We start from the raw sequence: 16,510 nt of genomic DNA, 5'->3' as shown, positions 1-16,510 counted from the left end.
CCGCTTGCATTTCCCGTCTTCGGAGAGACCCATGAACCTCACCCTGATCGACCTGCGCGTCGATGTCGCGATCGCGACGATCACCCTCAACCGCCCCGACAAGCGCAACGCGATGAGCGATGACATGCGCACCGAGTTCATCCACGCGCTGGAGCTGGTCGCGGCCGACAAGTCCATCAAGGCCCTGGTGCTCACCGGGGCGGGCAAGGGCTTCTGCGCCGGTGGCGACATCTCGGGCATGCAGCGCCGCATGAATGCACCGGCCGGTGAGGTCGGTTTCAACGGCTGGCACCGGCAGCAACGGGTTCACCACACACAAGCCTTGTTGCACAACATGCCCAAGCCCGTGATCGCCGCCGTCAACGGCGCGGCGTCCGGCCTCGGCGCCGACACCGCGCTCGCCTGCGATTTCATCATCGCCAGCGAATGGGCCAGCTTCACCTGGTCCTACATCCACCGCGGCATCGTGCCCGACGGTGGCGGCATGTACTTCCTGCCGCGCCGCGTCGGCCTGGCCCGGGCGAAGGAGCTGATCTTCACGGGGCGCAAGGTCGATGCCGACGAGGCCCTGGCGCTGGGCATCGTGGACCGCAAGACCTCGGCCGCGATGCTGCTCGCCGATGCGCAGGCCTGGGCCGCCGAGCTGGGCAAGGGCTCCGGCACCGCGCTGGCCCTGACCAAGACCATCCTGAACCAGAGCTACGAGCTGTCCGCCCACGCCGTGTTCGCCCAAGGCAGCCAGGCCCAGGGCATCTGCTACACGAGCACCGAGCACCGCGAGTCGGTGATGGCCTTCCTGGCGAAGTCGGCGCCTGCCCCCAAAGAATGAATGCGTGACGGAGTGAAGAACATGGACGCCATTTCCCGCCTGCTGCAGCCGCGCAGCGTCGCCATCATCGGCGCCTCGGCCGACCCCACCAAGACGGCAGGCCGCCCGGTCGCCTACCTGCGCAAGCACGGCTACGCCGGCCAGATCCTGCCCGTGAACCCCAGGGCGGACCTCATCGGCGAGCTGACCTGCTACCCCGACATCGCCTCGCTGCCCGTGGTGCCGGACGTCGGCATCGTGCTGCTGGGGGCCGAGCGTGCGCACCTGGCCGTGCGCGACCTGGCAGCGCGTGGCACGGCGGCGGCCATCGTGCTGGCCAGCGGCTACACCGAGACCGGCGAGGACGGGGCCCGTCGGCAGCGGCAGTTGATTGAGGCAGCAGGCTCGATGCGCCTGCTCGGCCCTAACACCATCGGCCTGGTGAACCTCACCGACAAGATCGTGCTGTCGGCCACCGGCGCGCTGGAGATGGACCACTTCCCGGTCGGCGGCATCGGCGTGGTGTCGCAGAGCGGCGGCATCCTGGGCTCGCTGCTGTCGCGGGCCTCGGCGCGTGGCATCGGTCTGTCCAAGCTGATCTCCACCAGCAACGAGGTGGACCTGGAACTCGCGGATTTCATCGACCACCTCGCCGATGACGAGGCGACCAAGGTCATCGCGCTCTATGTCGAAACGGTGCGCAACCCGGCCAAGTTCCGCGCGGCCTGCCTGAAAGCAGCGCGCATGGGCAAGCCGGTCGTGGCCTTCAAGATTGGCCGTTCGGAAGCCGGTGCCGCCGCGGCGGTGTCGCACACCGGCGCCATGGCCGGCGCCGACCGGATGTACGACGCCCTGTTCCGCCAGACCGGCGTGATCCGTGCCCAGACCTTCAGCGACCTGCTGGACATCCCGGTCGCGCTGGCCACCGGCCGCAAGCTGCGCGGCAACCGCGTCGCGATCCTGACCTCGACGGGCGGCGCGGGCACGCTGGTGTCCGACGACCTGGGCCTGCACGGCTTCGAGACGCCGGCGCCGGACGCCGCCACGGCCGACGCCCTGCGCGCGCTGCACACCGGCAGCGAGGCGGTGCTGGACCGTAATCCGATCGACGTGACCCTCGCCGGGTTGCGGCCGGACCTGCTGCGCAGCGCGATCACCGCGCTGCTGGCCAGCCCGAACTACGACGCGCTGACCATCATCGTCGGCTCGTCCAGCCTGGCGCAGCCGGAGCTGATGGCTGGGGCGATCCAGGACTGCCTGCCACACACCGACAAGCCGGTGTTGGCGTACATCAGCCCCCATGCGCCCGAGGTAGGGGCGCTGCTGACCCAACGCGGCGTGCCGGCCTTCGCCGCAGCCGAAAGCTGCACGGCGGCACTGGGCGCGATGCTGCACGCCAGCCGCTTCGTGGCACCGAGCGATGCGCAACCTGTCAGCCCGGTGATCGCTGTCGATGACTTCGCGCCCGGCTCATTGGACGAGGCGCAGGCCAAGCGGCTCTTTGCCCGCTTCGGCGTCCCCTGCGCGGGCGAGGTCATCGTGGACACCCCGGCCGACGCGCAAGCCGCCGCACGCCAACTGGGCGGGCGCGTGGTGCTGAAGATCCTGTCGTCGCAGATCACGCACAAGAGCGATGTCGGCGGCGTGGCCGTGGGCCTGACGGCCGAGACGGTGGGCGCGCGGCTGTCGGCCATGGCGGACGAGGTGGAGACCAAGGCGGGTATTCGGCCCGAGCGCTTCTTGGTGCAGGAAATGGTCGGCGGCGGCACGGAACTGATCCTCGGCCTGCACCGCGACCCGCTGGGCACGGCCATCCTGCTTGGCATGGGCGGCGTCACGGCCGAGCTGTTCAAGGACACGACGATGCGGCTGTTGCCCGCCGAGTCGACCGGGCTCAGCGGTCTCAGCCGCGCGGAGGCGCTGGGGATGGCGCAGGAGTTGAAGACCTGGCCGCTGCTGGATGGGTTCCGTGGCCGGCCGAAGGCGGACGTGGAGGCGCTGGTGGACGCCATCGTCGCCTTCTCCCGCATGGCCGCGCAGTTGGGCGATCGCCTGGTCGAGGCCGAGATCAACCCGGTCTTCGTGCTGCCGCAGGGGCAGGGCGTGCGCGCGGCCGACGGCGTGGCCATGCTGGCCTGACAGGGAGGGGCCACCATGCAAGCACCTGAACGACGGGACGCCGTGCGCCTGGAGCGAGAGGGCGATATCGCCGTCATCGTCATCGACAACCCGCCGGTCAACGCCGGATCAGCCGCCGTGCGTGCTGGCCTGCTGGCGGCCATCGAGACGGTGAGGGATGACGAGCGTCTGCACGGCGCGGTGTTGATCGGCGCCGGCACCACCTTCATCGCGGGCTCGGACCTGCGCGAATTCGGCCAGCCGTTGGCCGAGCCGCAGTTGCCGACCGTGATCCGGGCCATCGAGGACTGCGGCAAGCCCGTGGTGGCGGCGCTGCACGGTGCTGCGCTGGGCGGTGGCTTCGAGCTGGCGCTGGGCTGCGATGCGCGGGTGGCGTCGCCGGGCACGGTGGTCGGCTTGCCGGAGGTGACGCTGGGCATCATCCCCGGCGCCGGTGGCACGCAGCGCCTGCCGCGCATCGTCGGCATCCCGCGGGCGATCGGCATGGTCTGCAGCGGCGAGCGGGTTCACAGTGCGGCAGCGCTGGCGGCGGGGTTGATCGATGCCGAGGTGGAGGGTGACCTGCGGGCGGCGGCCGTGGCGCATGCTCGCCAGATGGCCGGTTGCAAGCAGCGCCTGCGCGATCGCGCTGTGCCGATGGCCGATGCGGGCGCGGTGGCCGATGCCACAGCCGCTGCGCTGAAGGTGGGCAAGCGCCGGCCGGCGGTGCAGGCCGCCATTGACGCCATCACCGCCACGGCCCATGCGCCGTTCGATGAGGGCCTGGCGCAGGAGCGGGCGGTCTTCCAGCACCTGCGGGTGTCGCGTGAAGCCGCGGCGCTGCGCCACCAGTTTTTCGCCGAGCGTGACAGCGCCCGGCACCCGTCGCTGGACGGTGCCGGACCGAGGGCGGTGCAGTGCGTGGCCGTGATCGGCGCCGGCACCATGGGCTCGGGCATCGCCATCGCGGCGCTGGAGGCCGGCCACGACGTGCTGTTGCTCGAACAGGATGCGGCGGCACTGGAGCGGGGTGCGACCCGGATCCATGCCCACTACGCCGGCCGTGTCCAGTCCGGCAAGGTCAAGGCCGCGGTCGCAGTCGCAGCGGCCTGTGAAGCCCGGCTGACAGCCAGCCTCGACTGGACGCGCTTGGCCGAGGCCGATCTGGTCATCGAGGCCGTGTTCGAGGATCTGGCCGTGAAGCAGCAGGTCTTCCAGCGCATCGACCACCTGGCGCGCCCTGGCGCGGTGCTGGCGTCGAATACGTCCTACCTGGACCTGGAGGCCATTGCAGCGGCCACGTTCCGCCCGCAGGACGTGATCGGCCTGCACTTCTTCAGCCCGGCCCATGTGATGCGGCTGATGGAGGTGGTGCGCGGCACCGTGTCGGCGCCCGACGCGCTGGCGACCGGGCTGGCCGTGGCGCGCAAGCTCAGGAAGCTGCCGCTGCTCACCGGCAATGCCTTCGGGTTTGTCGGCAACCGGTTGTACGCCGCGTACCGGCGCCAGTGCGAATTCATGGTCGAGGAAGGTGCCTGGCCCGAGCAGGTGGATGCGGCGCTGGAAGCCTACGGTTTCGCCATGGGACCGTTCGCCGTCGCGGATCTGTCCGGGCTGGACATCGCGTGGCGGATGCGCAAGGCGCAGGCCGCGACCCGTGATCCGGCGGCACGTTACGTCCACATCGCCGACCGGCTGTGCGAAGCCGGCCGCCTGGGTCGCAAGACTGGTGCGGGCTACTACCGGTATGCCGACGGTGCATCGCGGCCCCAGGTGGACGCCGCGGTGCATGACCTCATCACGCAGGTCCGCTGCGACAAGGGACTGTCGCCGCGCACGCTGACTGACGGCGAGATCCAGCGCCGGGCGTTGCTGGCGCTGGTCAATGAAGCTGCGCTGCTGCTCGCGGAAGGCGTGGCCGAGCGCGCCACGGACGTGGATGTCGCGCTGGTCAACGGCTATGGCTTTCCGCGCTGGGAAGGCGGTCCGGTGTTCTGGGCGCGGGAGCGTGGGGCCGCGGCGCTGCAGGCGGATCTGGACGAACTGGCGGCGTTGAGCGGGCAAGGCTTCGTGCGCGGCGATGTTGCTGTGTTGCTGGACGGGGTGGTGTGCGATGAAGGTCACTGAACTTTTTGCCCGCTTCGCCGCGCAACTGGCGCAGCAAGCGTTGCCCGACGACGTGGTCCACCACGCCCAGCGGGCCGTGATCGACTGGCATGCCTCGCTCTACCCGGGGCTGGACATGCCGGCCGTGCGCGTGCTGGAGGCGACGCTGGCCGAGGATCTGGACCGCGGCCCGGCCCGCCTCGCGCGAGGCCGCGCCGCCACGACCCGGGCGGCTGCGCTGCTCAACGGCACCGCCGCGCACGCCGCCGAGGTGGACGACAGTTTTCGCGATGCGATGGTCCACCCGGGCGCGGCCACCATTGCCGCTGCGCTGGCGGTGGCCCAGGCGAATGGCGCGCACGGCGCCGAGTTCCTGCGCGCCGTGGTCGTGGGCTACGAGGTGTCCACGCGCATCGGCGTCGTGATGGGCCGGCCGCACTACCGCCATTGGCACAACACCGGCACCATGGGCAGCTTCGGCGCGGCGGCGGCAGCGGCCAGCCTGCTGCGGCTGAATGAGGTCGCCTTTGCCCATGCACTCGCCCTGGCCGGCACCTTCACCGCCGGGCTGCAGCAGGCGTTCCGCACCGAAGCCATGGCCAAGCCCCTGCACGCCGGTCGCGCCGCCGAAGCCGGTGTCCTCGCCGCGCAGTTAGCCGCCAAGGGGATGCGCAGTTCGCTCGACGTGCTCGAAGGTGCCTCCGGCTTGGGACAGGCCATGAGCGATGGCCCGGACTGGTCACAGGTCGACGCCACGCTGGGCGACGATTTTCACATCACGCGGCTGACCTTCAAGAACCACATCGGCTGCGGTCACACCTTCGCGGCCATCGACGGTGCATTGGCCTTGCAGGCGCAGCACGGTTTCCGCCACACCGACATCGCGTCCGTCCACCTCGGGGTCTACCAGGCCACGCTGGACATCGCCCCGCACGTCGAGCCGCAGACAGCCGACCAGGCTCGCTTCAGCCTGCACTACATGGTGGCCAGCGCGCTGGTCCATGGCAGCGTGCGCCTGTCGGCGTTCGAGCCGGACCGGTTGAACGACCCGGCCACGCGGGCGCTCATGCAGCGCATCCGCAAATCGCTCGACCCCGAGGTGGACGCCGGCTTCCCGGCCCGCCGCGCCGCGCGGGTGGTGATCACGCTGCACGACGGACGCTGCCTGTCGCACCTGCAGCCCGACCGCAAGGGCGACCCTGAACTTCCCCTGTCCGATGCCGACCTGGAGGGCAAGCTGCTGGAGCTGGCCGGGCCGGTCATCGGTGACGCCGCCGCCCGCACGCTGCTGGCCCACCTCTGGACCCTGAACACCAGCGAGACCCTGCCATGACCCGACACGCCTTCATCTGCGACGCCGTTCGCACCCCTTTCGGCCGCTATGGCGGCGTGCTGGCCAGTGTGCGGGCCGATGACCTGGGCGCCGTGCCGCTGGCGGCGCTGATGGCGCGCAACCCGACGGTGGACTGGCAGGCGGTCACGGACGTGGTCTACGGCTGCGCCAACCAGGCCGGCGAGGACAACCGCAACGTGGCGCGCATGAGCGCGTTGCTGGCGGGTCTGCCACTCGAAGTGCCGGGATCGACCGTGAACCGCCTGTGCGGCTCCGGCCTCGACGCACTGGGCACGGCCGCCCGCGCCATCAGGAGCGGCGAGGCAGGCCTGATGATCGCCGGCGGCGTGGAGAGCATGTCGCGTGCGCCCTTCGTCCTGCCCAAGGCCGAGTCCGCCTTCTCGCGGTACAGCACGGTGCAGGACACCACCATCGGCTGGCGATTCGTCAACCGCCTGATGAAGGCGCGCTACGGCGTCGATTCGATGCCCGAAACGGCCGAGAACGTCGCCACCGACTACCGCATCGACCGGGAGTCCCAGGACCGCATGGCGCTGGCCTCGCAGCAGAAGGCGCTCGCCGCGCAGCAGAGCGGCTTCTTCGACGCCGAGATCGTGTCGGTCCACATCCCGCAGAAGAAGGGCGATCCCCTCGTGGCGAACCGCGACGAGCACCCGCGCGACACCACGCTGGAGGCGCTGGCCAGGCTCAAGGGCGTGGTGCGACCCGAGGGCACGGTGACCGCGGGGAATGCGTCGGGGGTCAATGACGGGGCCTGCGCGCTGCTGCTGGCCGACGAAGCCATGGCGGCGCGGCACGGCCTGGTGCCAAGGGCGCGGGTGGTAGCGATGGCGACGGCGGGTGTGCCGCCGCGCACCATGGGCATGGGGCCGGCGCCCGCGACGCGCAAGGTGCTGGCGCTGGCGGGGCTGGCGCTGGCCGACCTGGACGTGATCGAACTCAACGAGGCGTTCGCGGCGCAGGGGCTCGCCGTGCTGCGCGACCTGGGCTTGCCGGACGACGATCCGCGCGTGAACCCGAACGGTGGTGCCATCGCGCTGGGCCACCCGCTGGGCGCGTCGGGCGCGCGGCTGGCCACCACGGCGGTGAACCAGTTGCACCGCACTGGAGGCCGTTACGCGCTCTGCACCATGTGCATCGGCGTGGGGCAGGGCATCGCGGTGGTGCTGGAGCGGATCTGACGGGTGAGCGGAATGCGATGATCGTGCGGCTGCTGATCCTCGTGCTTGTCCCATGTCCACTCCTCTGGAACGCCGCCTCCTCCCCTTCATCGCCTGCCAAGGCGCCTTCTCGACGCTGATCGGCTTCGCTGGCGTACTCGTGTTTGCGCAGAGTGGCTGGACGATGGCCGTCGTGTTCACGGCGGTGATGCTGACGGCCACGGTGGTGTGCATCGTCGGCGCCTTCGCGCTGGGGCGGCGCTGGTCGTTGCAGCCGGTGCACCTGATCCGCGCCGGCTTCCTGCTCCCCGCGCTGGTGCTGCTGCTGGCGCAGGACGCGCCGTTGTGGCTGGCCGTGGCGATCGGCGCGTTCATCGGGCTGACCTGGGGCGCGCGGCTGTGGCTGGAGCTGAGCCTGCTCGCCGACGCCGACCGCGACCCCTACGCGGCCCACACCACCGTCTGGACCGTCTTCGCCGGGCTGTGCGCCACGCTGACGGTCACGCTGTTCCTGTCGATGACCGGTGAACGCGCTGCGGCGGTCTATGCCAGCTATGCCGCGCTGGCGCTGGTGGCCGCGGTCTGGGCGCCGCGCCGGTTGCCGCGCACGCCAGCGATCCATTGGGAGCGCCCGATGGCCGTGGTGCGGCAGCCCGGTTTCGTGCGCTGCCTGCCGCTGTACGGGCTGGAGTCGGGACTGATGGGCGTGGGCATGGTGCTCGGGGCCAGCGGCGCGGTGCAGGCGCTCGGTGTCGTGAGCCACTACGGCTGGACGGCCAGCGCCGCGACGGTGTTCGGCGGCCTGGCGCTGTTCGCGCTGCGCGGCCGTCGACATGCTGGCAACCGTCTGCGCTGGATGGCGCTGGCCGCCGTCGGCATGGTCGCCGCCCATCTGCTGCTGGGGGCGAGCGTCTGGCATCCGGCGCTCTACGTTGTCCATCTGCTGACACTGGCCGCCGTGCAACCGTTCTGGGCCGCCAGCGAGCAGGTGCTCAACCAGCGGCTGCTCGACCTGGAAGGCGCGCTGGCGGACCGGATCGTCGTGCGCGAGGTCGTGCTGTGGGCCTTCCGGATGCTGGCGCTGGGGGGCTTCTGGTGGAGCGTGCAGGGCTGGTCGCCGGTGCGGGTGCTGCTGCTGGGGGCGGGGCTGATGGCGGTGGCGGTCGTCCTGGAGTGGATGGTCGGCCGTGCCTGGCTGCGCCGTGACGAAGCGGGAGCGATTCCGGATGACGCCCGATGAATCGTGATGAATGGTGATGGCTGGTCCTGAAGCGAAAATACGCGGCAGACGCTCTGCATAATCGTCTCCAGAAGCCGGCAGTCATTTCTGCTGCTGGCAGCAAGGAGTCTGCGTTCATGACCCGGCCTGATCGAAAGACATTGCAGGAACCTGGAAGTCGGCGGATTGTCCGGACCGGCCGCACCATCGACGACATCAATGCCGCGGCCCGCGCCGGATTCCAGCCGCTGGTGCAGTTCTTGCGGCCGAGTCCAGACGTCCATTTCAGTGTGGCGATATTCCAGAACCACGCCACAGGCGAGATTCAAGAGTTGTCCTTTGATCTGCGTGAATGGCCCAGTGATGGAAAACTGGTCGCTGGCGGGTCGTATTACCCCTACCATTTCCCCAGTCCATTCGCCGCCTACCTGCTGCCCCGCGACCTCGTGGTCGGCGAGGAAGTGTGGCTGGACGACCTGATCGAGGATCTGGTGGCCGCCAGGGGCAGCAACGGCTTCCGTCCGCGCTTGTCCGCTGCTCCTGCCGTGTGGAATGGTCGGGGATTTGACATCCTCTTCGATCCCGTTCAGGACGCCGAATGCTGGATCGGATAGCGGTCGCGGTTTCAGCCCCGCTTCGTCGCGATCAGCGACTGCACCACCGAGCCTTGCAGCCGCGGCCGGTCCGCCTCCTCCTCCTGCAGCGGCTGGACCTCCACCATTGATGCCATGCAGCGCCGCGACAGCTCCTGGTAGACCTGCGTGCCCTCCAGCTTCCACGCGACTTCGTCGTCTGTGAGGTCGCGCAGCTTGCGCGCCGGCGAGCCGACCACCAGCGTGCGCGGCGCCACCTTCTTGCCCGCCGGCACGAACGCACACGCGGCCACGATCGCCGCCTCGCCGATCTCCGCCTCGTCCATCACGACCGCGTTCATGCCGACCAGCGCGTCGCGCCGCACGGTGCAGCTGTGCAGCACGGCGCCGTGGCCGATGTGGCCGTTTTCCTCGACGAGGGTGTCCTGGTTCGGGAAGCCGTGGATGACGCAGGTGTCCTGCACGTTCACGCCCCGGTGCAGCACGATGCGCCCGAAGTCGCCGCGCAGGCTGGCGCAGGGGCCGATGTAGCAGTCCGGGCCGACGATCACGTCGCCGATCAGCACGGCGGTGGGGTGGACGTAGGCGCTGGGGTGGACGACGGGCGTGACACCTTCGAGGCTGTAGCAGGGCATTCGGGAACCTTTCGGGGCGGTCAGGGTTTGTCTGGAGGGGGTTTGACTTGCGTCAGTGCAGCGCTGCAATCTAATATCTACCGAACGGTCGGTCAATTCAGAACGACCCGATGCGGTCACGAGGAGATCACTGCATGCCGGAGTCCCTGGTCCTGAAAGCGCAAGACGGCGCCGTGCTGACGCTGACGCTGAACCGCCCGGCGGCGCTCAACAGCTTCACCACCGCGCTGCACCGCGAACTGTTCACCGCGTTGGACGATGCCGCGTCGGATGCCAGCGTGCGCTGCGTGGTGCTGACCGGGGCAGGGCGGGCGTTCTGCTCGGGGCAGGATCTGTCGGACCCGGTGGTCACGCCGGACCTGACGCCCGGCGCGCCGCCCAAGGATCTCGGCCACGTCATCGAACACTATTACCGCCCGCTGGTGCTGCGGCTGCGCTCGATGCCGGTGCCGGTGGTCGCGGCGGTCAACGGCGTGGCGGCCGGGGCCGGGGCGAATCTGGCGCTGGCCTGTGACCTCGTGCTGGCGGGGCGCTCGGCCAGCTTCATCCAGGCGTTCACCAAGATCGGGCTGGTGCCGGACACGGCGGGCACCTGGCTGCTGCCGCGGCTGGTCGGTCGGGCGCAGGCGCTCGGGCTCGCGCTGCTGGGCGACAAGCTGCCGGCGGCCGAGGCCGAGCGGATCGGGCTGATCTGGCGCTGTGTGGACGACGCCGCACTGCAGGCCGACGCGCAGGCCCTGGCGCAGAAGCTCGCCGCGATGCCGACCGCCGCGCTGGTCGCCACCCGGCAGGCGATGGACGCTGCGCAGGGCATGGACCTCTCCGAAGCCCTCGACGCCGAGTGCACGCTGCAGCGCCACTTCGGCAGCGCACATGACTACCAGGAAGGCGTGGCCGCGTTCATGGCCAAGCGCGCCCCGACCTTCACCGACCGCTGAACCGCATCCCGGAAGACCGCTCCGACATGACCCCACAAGACACCGCCGACCACGTCGGCACCGGGATGATGGCCAATGACCAGGCCTGCCAGGCGCTCGGCATCCGCGTCACCCACATCGCGCCCGGCCGCGCCACGATGACCATGACCGTGCGCCCCGACATGCTCAACGGCTTCGCCATCTGCCACGGCGGGCTGATCACGACGCTGGCGGACTCGGCCTTCGCCTACGCCTGCAACTCCTACAACGAACTCACCGTGGCCTCGGGCCTGTCGGTGGACTTCGTGGCGCCCGGCCGCGAGGGCGACGTGCTCACTGCGGTCGCCGAGGAAGTCTCGCTCGCCGGCCGGACCGGCGTGTACGACGTGAACGTCACCAACCAGCGCGGCGAGCGCATCGCCGTGTTCCGCGGCCGCTCGTACCGCATGAAGGGCCGGCCGACCGTGCCGCCCGCCGCCTGAATCCAGACCAAGAAGACCAGGAGACCCTGCCCATGCCCGTGCGCCAACCCGCCCCCGGTGAGCTGGAACCAATCGAGACCGCCAGCCGCGACGAGGTCGCCGCGCTGCAGCTCGACCGCCTGCGCTGGACGCTGCAGCACGCCTACGACAACGTGCCGCACTACCGCGCCGCGTTCGACGCCAAGGGCGTGCATCCGAGCGACCTGAAATCGCTGGCCGATCTCGCGAAGTTTCCGTTCACGACCAAGAAGGATCTGCGCGACAACTACCCGTTCGGCCTCTTCGCCGTGCCGCGCACGCAGGTGGCGCGGGTCCATGCCTCGTCGGGCACGACCGGCAAGCCCACCGTCGTCGGCTACACCAAGGGCGACATCGACCGCTGGGCGGATCTGGTGGCGCGTTCGATCCGCGCTGCGGGCGGCCGGGCGGGCGACATCGTCCACGTCGCCTACGGCTACGGCCTGTTCACCGGCGGCCTGGGTGCGCATTACGGCGCCGAGCGGCTTGGCTGCACCGTGATCCCGATGTCCGGCGGCCAGACCGAGAAGCAGGTCCAGCTCATCACCGACTTCAAGCCCGACATCATCATGGTCACCCCCAGCTACATGCAGGTGATCGTCGAGGAGTTCGTGCGCCAGGGGCTCGACCCGGTGCAGTCGTCGCTGAAGGTCGGCATCTTCGGCGCCGAGCCGTGGACCGAGGCCATGCGCCGCGAGATCGAGGGCAAGGCGGGCATCGACGCGGTGGACATCTACGGCCTGTCCGAGGTGATGGGGCCGGGCGTGGCCAGCGAGTGCATCGAGTCCAAGGACGGCCCGGTGATCTGGGAGGACCATTTCTATCCCGAGATCATCGACCCGGAGACGGGCGAGGTGTTGCCCGACGGCTCGGAGGGCGAGCTGGTCTTCACGACGCTGACCAAGGAAGCGCTGCCGGTCATCCGCTACCGCACCCGCGACCTGACCCGGCTGCTGCCGCCCACGTCGCGGTCGTTCCGCCGCATCGGCAAGATCGTCGGCCGCAGCGACGACATGCTCATCATCCGCGGCGTCAACGTCTTCCCGACCCAGATCGAGGAGATCGTGCTGGCCCATCCGCAGCTCTCGGGCCAGTACCAGATCCAGGTCAGCCGCGAAGGCCCGCTGGACAAGGTGGGTGTGCGCTGCGAGCTGCAGCCGGGTGTGGTGCTGTCGCCGAGTGAGCACCAGGAGGTGGTCGCGTGGGTCACGCACCGCATCAAGACGCTGGTGGGCATCTCGACCAAGGTCGAGGTGCTGCCCACCGATTCGATCGAGCGCACGCTGGTCGGCAAGGCCCGCCGCGTCATCGACCAGCGCAAGCGCTGAATCCTCTGCTGAAAGGAATCCCCATGTACACACAGGCGATGGACACGATGGGCCGCGAAGAAGGCAGCCCCAAGGCGGTCCGCTCGGCCGAGGAAGCGCAGCTCGAAGCGCGCTTCGACGCCCGCATCGACGACGGCGGCTTCATCGAGGCCAAGGACTGGATGCCCGCGCACTACCGCAAGACCCTGGTGCGCCAGATCAGCCAGCACGCGCACTCCGAGATCGTCGGCATGCTGCCCGAAGGCAACTGGATCACCCGCGCCCCGACCTTGAAGCGCAAGGCGATCCTGATGGCCAAGGTGCAGGACGAAGGCGGCCACGGCCTCTACCTCTACGCCGCGGCCGAGACGCTGGGCACCAGCCGCGACCAGCTGCTCGACGCGCTGCACACCGGCAAGGCCAAGTACAGCTCGATCTTCAACTACCCGACGCTGACCTGGGCCGACATCGGCGTGATCGGCTGGCTGGTCGACGGCGCGGCGATCATGAACCAGGTGCCGATCTGCCGCTGCAGCTACGCGCCGTATGCGCGGGCGATGGTGCGCATCTGCCGCGAGGAGAGCTTCCACCAGCGCCAGGGCTACGACAGCCTGCTGGTGATGATGCAGAACGGTACCGACGCGCAGAAGGCGATGGTGCAGGACGCGGTGAACCGCTGGTGGTGGCCGTCGATCATGATGTTCGGCCCGCCGGACGACCAGTCGCCCAACTCGGCGCAGTCGATGCGCTGGGGCATCAAGCGCATCTCCAACGACGACCTGCGCCAGAAGTTCATCGACGCGACCGTGCCGCAGGCCGAGGTGCTGGGCGTGACGCTGCCGGACCCCGATCTGCAATGGAACGCCGAACGTGGCCACCACGACCATGGCCCGATCGACTGGGCCGAGTTCTGGCGCGTGGTCGGCGGCGACGGGCCGTGCAACCGCGAGCGCCTCGGCGCCCGCGTCAAGGCCTGGGACGACGGCGCCTGGGTCCGCGAGGCCGCGCTGGCCCACGCCCGCAAGCAAACCCAACCTCTGAAGGCATCCGCATGAGCACGCCCAACAGCACCCCGAGCAGCACCCAGAACGAATGGCCCCTGTGGGAAGTCTTCGTCCGCAGCAAGGCCGGACTCGACCACAAGCACTGCGGCAGCCTGCACGCACCCGACGCGAAGATGGCCATCCAGCTCGCCCGCGAGGTCTACACCCGCCGCCAGGAAGGATCGAGCATCTGGGTCGTGCCCTCGGACCAGATCACCGCCAGCGACCCGGGCGACAAGGACATGTACTTCGACCCGATGGAGGACAAGGTCTACCGCCACCCGACCTTCTATCACCTGCCCGAGTCCGTGGACCACATGTGAACAGGGACCGCACGCGATGAGCACACCTTCCATCCAGCCGAGCCGCGACCCGTCCGTGCAGTACCTGCTGCGCCTGGGCGACACCTGCCTGATCCTGGGCCAGCGCCTGGGCGAGTGGTGCGGCCACGCGCCCATCCTCGAAGAGGACATCGCGCTGACCAACATGGCCCTCGACCTGATCGGCCAGTCGCGCGCGCTGCTGACTCGCGCCGGCCAGCTCGGCGCCGCCGCCGGTGCGCCGCTGCACGACGAGGACCAGCTCGCCTTCCTGCGCGACGAGCGCGACTACCTGAACGCCACGCTGGTCGAGCTGCCCCGCGGCGACTTCGCCTTCACGGTGCTGCGCAACGCGATGGTCGCGACCTTCCTGCGCCTGATGTGGACGCGGCTGGCGACTTCCAGCGACAGCGAACTGGCGGGCATCGCCGGCAAGGCGGTCAAGGAAGCCCGCTACCACGAGCAGCACGCTGCCGACTGGGTCGTGCGCCTGGGCGACGGCACCGACGAATCGCACCGCCGCATGGCCGCCGCGGTCGACACGCTCTGGCGCTACAGCAGCGAGCTGTTCGACGCCGACGCGGTCGACGAGGCGGCCGCCGCCTGCGGGCTGGGGCCGCGCTGGTCGGACCTGCGCGGCGACTGGGAAGCGGCAATGGGCGAGCTGCTGGCCGATGCCGGTCTGCAAGCACCCAAGGCCTCCACCTTCCTGACCACCGGCAAACGCGGCGTGCACAGCGAGCACATGGGCTACATCCTGGCCGACATGCAGTACCTGCAGCGCGCCTACCCCGGGGGCGCGTGGTGAGCACGCTGGCGCTGGACGCGTCCGGCGACATCGCCCGTGCCTGGGCGGTGCTGCACGAGGTGCCCGATCCCGAAGTGCCGGCGATCTCGCTGTGCGACCTCGGCATCGTGCGTGACGTGCGGCGCGGCGAGGACGGCGTGCTGGAGATCGTGCTGACGCCGACCTATTCCGGCTGCCCCGCCACCGAGCAGATCGAGCAGGACGCCCGCGCCGCGCTGGTCGCCGCCGGCCTCGGCCCGGTGCGTCTGTCGCTGCAGCGCGCGCCGGCCTGGACCACCGACTGGATCAGCGAGGACGGCCGCCGCAAGCTGCGGGAGTACGGCATCGCGCCACCCGGCCCGGTCGCACCCGGGGCGGACGTGCCGATCCGGCTGGTGCGTCGCACGGCGGCCGCGGCCATCGCCTGTCCACGTTGCGGCAGTGCGCAGACCGAGCGCCTGTCCGCCTTCGGCTCGACCGCGTGCAAGGCGCTCTACCGCTGCCTGAGCTGCCGCGAGCCTTTCGAACACTTCAAGCCGATCTGAGGCCGACATGAGTCTGCATTTCCACCCGCTGCGCGTGCGCGCCGTGCAAGCCGACACCGAGGAGGCCGTGCTGGTCTCCTTCGACGTGCCCGACACCCTGCGCGAGACCTTCCAGTTCCAGCCCGGCCAGTACCTGACGCTGCGCGGCGACATCGACGGCCAGGATCTGCGCCGTTCGTATTCGATCTGCGCGGGGCTGGACGATGCCGCGCTGCGCGTCGGCGTGCGCAAGGTGCCCGGCGGCGTGTTCTCGACCTGGGTCAACGAGCGGCTGCAGCCGGGCGACACGCTGCAGGTCTTTCCGCCGCAGGGCCATTTCACGGTGCCGCTGGACGCCGCGGCGTGCCGCCACGTCGTCGGCATCGCGGGCGGCAGCGGCATCACGCCGATCCTGTCGCTGATGAAGAGCGTGCTGGCCCGCGAGCCGCACAGCACCTTCACGCTGATCTACGGCAACCGCAGCCAGAAGTCCACGATGTTCAAGGAGGAGATCGAGGACCTGAAGAACCGCTACCTGACCCGCCTGGTGCTGCACAACGTCTTCTCCGACGAGCACACCGACACGCCGCTCAACACCGGCCGGCTCGACGCCGACAAGCTCGCCATCTTCCTGCGCGTGCTGGTGCCGGCGGCGTCGATCGACGAGGTCTTCGTCTGCGGGCCGTACAGCTTCAACGACGATGTGGAGACCGCGCTGAAGACGGCCGGCGTCGCGGCGGAGCGCATCCATGTCGAGCGCTTCGGTGTGCCGGCGGCGAAACCGGGTGCGGCGCCGGTCCATGAGGTCCGGCCGGAAGACGCGGACAACGCCAGCGTGGTGATCATCCGCGACGGTCTGCAGCGCGAGATCGCCTTCCGCAAGACCGATCCGAGCATCCTGGACGCCGCGGCCGCGGCCGGGCTGGACGTGCCGTTCTCATGCAAGTCGGGGGTATGCTGCACCTGCCGGGCCAAGGTGCTGGAGGGCAAGGTGCGCATGGACCGCAACTTCGCGCTCGATGCCAGCGAGGTGGCTGCCGGCTTCGTGCTGACCTGCCAGTCGCATCCCTTGACGGAGCGGGTCGTGCTCTCCTACGACGAACGCTGAGCTGACCTGAA

At 69.9% G+C, this 16,510-nt stretch carries 16 protein-coding genes; 15 read left to right on the top strand and 1 reads right to left on the bottom strand.

What is annotated here, in order from left to right; all coding sequences use genetic code 11:
* The first annotated feature begins 31 nt into the window (after nucleotides 1-31).
* From BDD16_RS20525 to BDD16_RS20495, 7 genes are all read left to right on the top strand, one after another.
* A complete protein-coding gene (locus BDD16_RS20525) occupies nucleotides 32-829 on the top strand; it encodes an enoyl-CoA hydratase/isomerase family protein (protein WP_179635642.1) in 798 nt (265 codons plus the stop codon).
* Nucleotides 830-850: 21 nt separating this feature from the next.
* Complete coding sequence (locus BDD16_RS20520; protein ID WP_179635641.1) at nucleotides 851-2,947, top strand: acetate--CoA ligase family protein; 2,097 nt, start codon at nucleotides 851-853, stop codon at nucleotides 2,945-2,947.
* Between the two features lie 15 nt (nucleotides 2,948-2,962).
* Nucleotides 2,963-5,053: a 3-hydroxyacyl-CoA dehydrogenase NAD-binding domain-containing protein gene (locus BDD16_RS20515; RefSeq protein WP_179635640.1), complete on the top strand. Its 2,091-nt coding sequence runs from the start codon at nucleotides 2,963-2,965 to the stop codon at nucleotides 5,051-5,053.
* Entirely contained in the window at nucleotides 5,040-6,365 is a 1,326-nt protein-coding gene (locus BDD16_RS20510) for an MmgE/PrpD family protein (protein ID WP_179635639.1), read from the top strand. Before BDD16_RS20515 ends, BDD16_RS20510 begins: the two co-directional genes overlap by 14 nt.
* The gene (gene pcaF, locus BDD16_RS20505) at nucleotides 6,362-7,567 is read left to right on the top strand and encodes a 3-oxoadipyl-CoA thiolase (RefSeq protein ID WP_179635638.1); all 1,206 of its coding nucleotides are present in this window, start codon (nucleotides 6,362-6,364) and stop codon (nucleotides 7,565-7,567) included. Before BDD16_RS20510 ends, pcaF begins: the two co-directional genes overlap by 4 nt.
* 52 nt (nucleotides 7,568-7,619) lie before the next feature.
* A complete protein-coding gene (locus BDD16_RS20500) occupies nucleotides 7,620-8,786 on the top strand; it encodes a hypothetical protein (protein WP_179635637.1) in 1,167 nt (388 codons plus the stop codon).
* 116 nt (nucleotides 8,787-8,902) lie between these two features.
* Complete coding sequence (locus tag BDD16_RS20495; protein ID WP_179635636.1) at nucleotides 8,903-9,379, top strand: hypothetical protein; 477 nt, start codon at nucleotides 8,903-8,905, stop codon at nucleotides 9,377-9,379.
* 11 nt (nucleotides 9,380-9,390) lie between these two features.
* Here the strand turns inward: BDD16_RS20495 and BDD16_RS20490 are convergent, their stop codons facing one another.
* A complete protein-coding gene (locus BDD16_RS20490) occupies nucleotides 9,391-9,993 on the bottom strand; it encodes a phenylacetic acid degradation protein PaaY (RefSeq protein WP_179635635.1) in 603 nt (200 codons plus the stop codon).
* A gap of 134 nt (nucleotides 9,994-10,127) precedes the next feature.
* Here BDD16_RS20490 and BDD16_RS20485 point away from each other — a divergent pair, with 134 nt between their 5' ends.
* Genes BDD16_RS20485 through paaE form a run of 8 tightly spaced genes read left to right on the top strand, consistent with a single transcriptional unit; the run spans nucleotide 10,128 to nucleotide 16,499 of the window.
* Nucleotides 10,128-10,931 (top strand): enoyl-CoA hydratase-related protein, encoded by an 804-nt coding sequence (locus tag BDD16_RS20485; RefSeq protein ID WP_179635634.1) that lies wholly within the window; start codon nucleotides 10,128-10,130, stop codon nucleotides 10,929-10,931.
* A gap of 26 nt (nucleotides 10,932-10,957) precedes the next feature.
* Nucleotides 10,958-11,392 (top strand): hydroxyphenylacetyl-CoA thioesterase PaaI, encoded by a 435-nt coding sequence (gene paaI / locus BDD16_RS20480; protein ID WP_179635633.1) that lies wholly within the window; start codon nucleotides 10,958-10,960, stop codon nucleotides 11,390-11,392.
* Between the two features lie 32 nt (nucleotides 11,393-11,424).
* Nucleotides 11,425-12,738 carry a phenylacetate--CoA ligase PaaK gene (gene paaK / locus BDD16_RS20475; RefSeq protein WP_179635632.1) on the top strand — a complete coding sequence of 438 codons (1,314 nt, stop codon included), beginning with the start codon at nucleotides 11,425-11,427 and terminating at the stop codon, nucleotides 12,736-12,738.
* Between the two features lie 23 nt (nucleotides 12,739-12,761).
* The gene (gene paaA, locus BDD16_RS20470) at nucleotides 12,762-13,772 is read left to right on the top strand and encodes a 1,2-phenylacetyl-CoA epoxidase subunit PaaA (RefSeq protein ID WP_179635631.1); all 1,011 of its coding nucleotides are present in this window, start codon (nucleotides 12,762-12,764) and stop codon (nucleotides 13,770-13,772) included.
* Nucleotides 13,769-14,083: a 1,2-phenylacetyl-CoA epoxidase subunit PaaB gene (gene paaB / locus BDD16_RS20465; protein ID WP_179635630.1), complete on the top strand. Its 315-nt coding sequence runs from the start codon at nucleotides 13,769-13,771 to the stop codon at nucleotides 14,081-14,083. Before paaA ends, paaB begins: the two co-directional genes overlap by 4 nt.
* Nucleotides 14,084-14,099: 16 nt before the next feature.
* Nucleotides 14,100-14,888, top strand: coding sequence for a 1,2-phenylacetyl-CoA epoxidase subunit PaaC (gene paaC / locus BDD16_RS20460; RefSeq protein ID WP_179635629.1), 789 nt, complete (start codon nucleotides 14,100-14,102; stop codon nucleotides 14,886-14,888).
* Nucleotides 14,885-15,412, top strand: a complete 528-nt coding sequence (gene paaD, locus BDD16_RS20455) for a 1,2-phenylacetyl-CoA epoxidase subunit PaaD (protein ID WP_310734000.1) — start codon at nucleotides 14,885-14,887, stop codon at nucleotides 15,410-15,412. Before paaC ends, paaD begins: the two co-directional genes overlap by 4 nt.
* Before the next feature lie 7 nt (nucleotides 15,413-15,419).
* Entirely contained in the window at nucleotides 15,420-16,499 is a 1,080-nt protein-coding gene (paaE, locus tag BDD16_RS20450) for a 1,2-phenylacetyl-CoA epoxidase subunit PaaE (protein ID WP_179635628.1), read from the top strand.
* The last annotated feature ends 11 nt before the right edge of the window (nucleotides 16,500-16,510 follow it).

It is taken from the genome of Sphaerotilus montanus (genome assembly GCF_013410775.1).
GTDB lineage: Bacteria > Pseudomonadota > Gammaproteobacteria > Burkholderiales > Burkholderiaceae_C > Sphaerotilus > Sphaerotilus montanus.
This window is presented reverse-complemented; position numbering and strand designations above follow the sequence as displayed.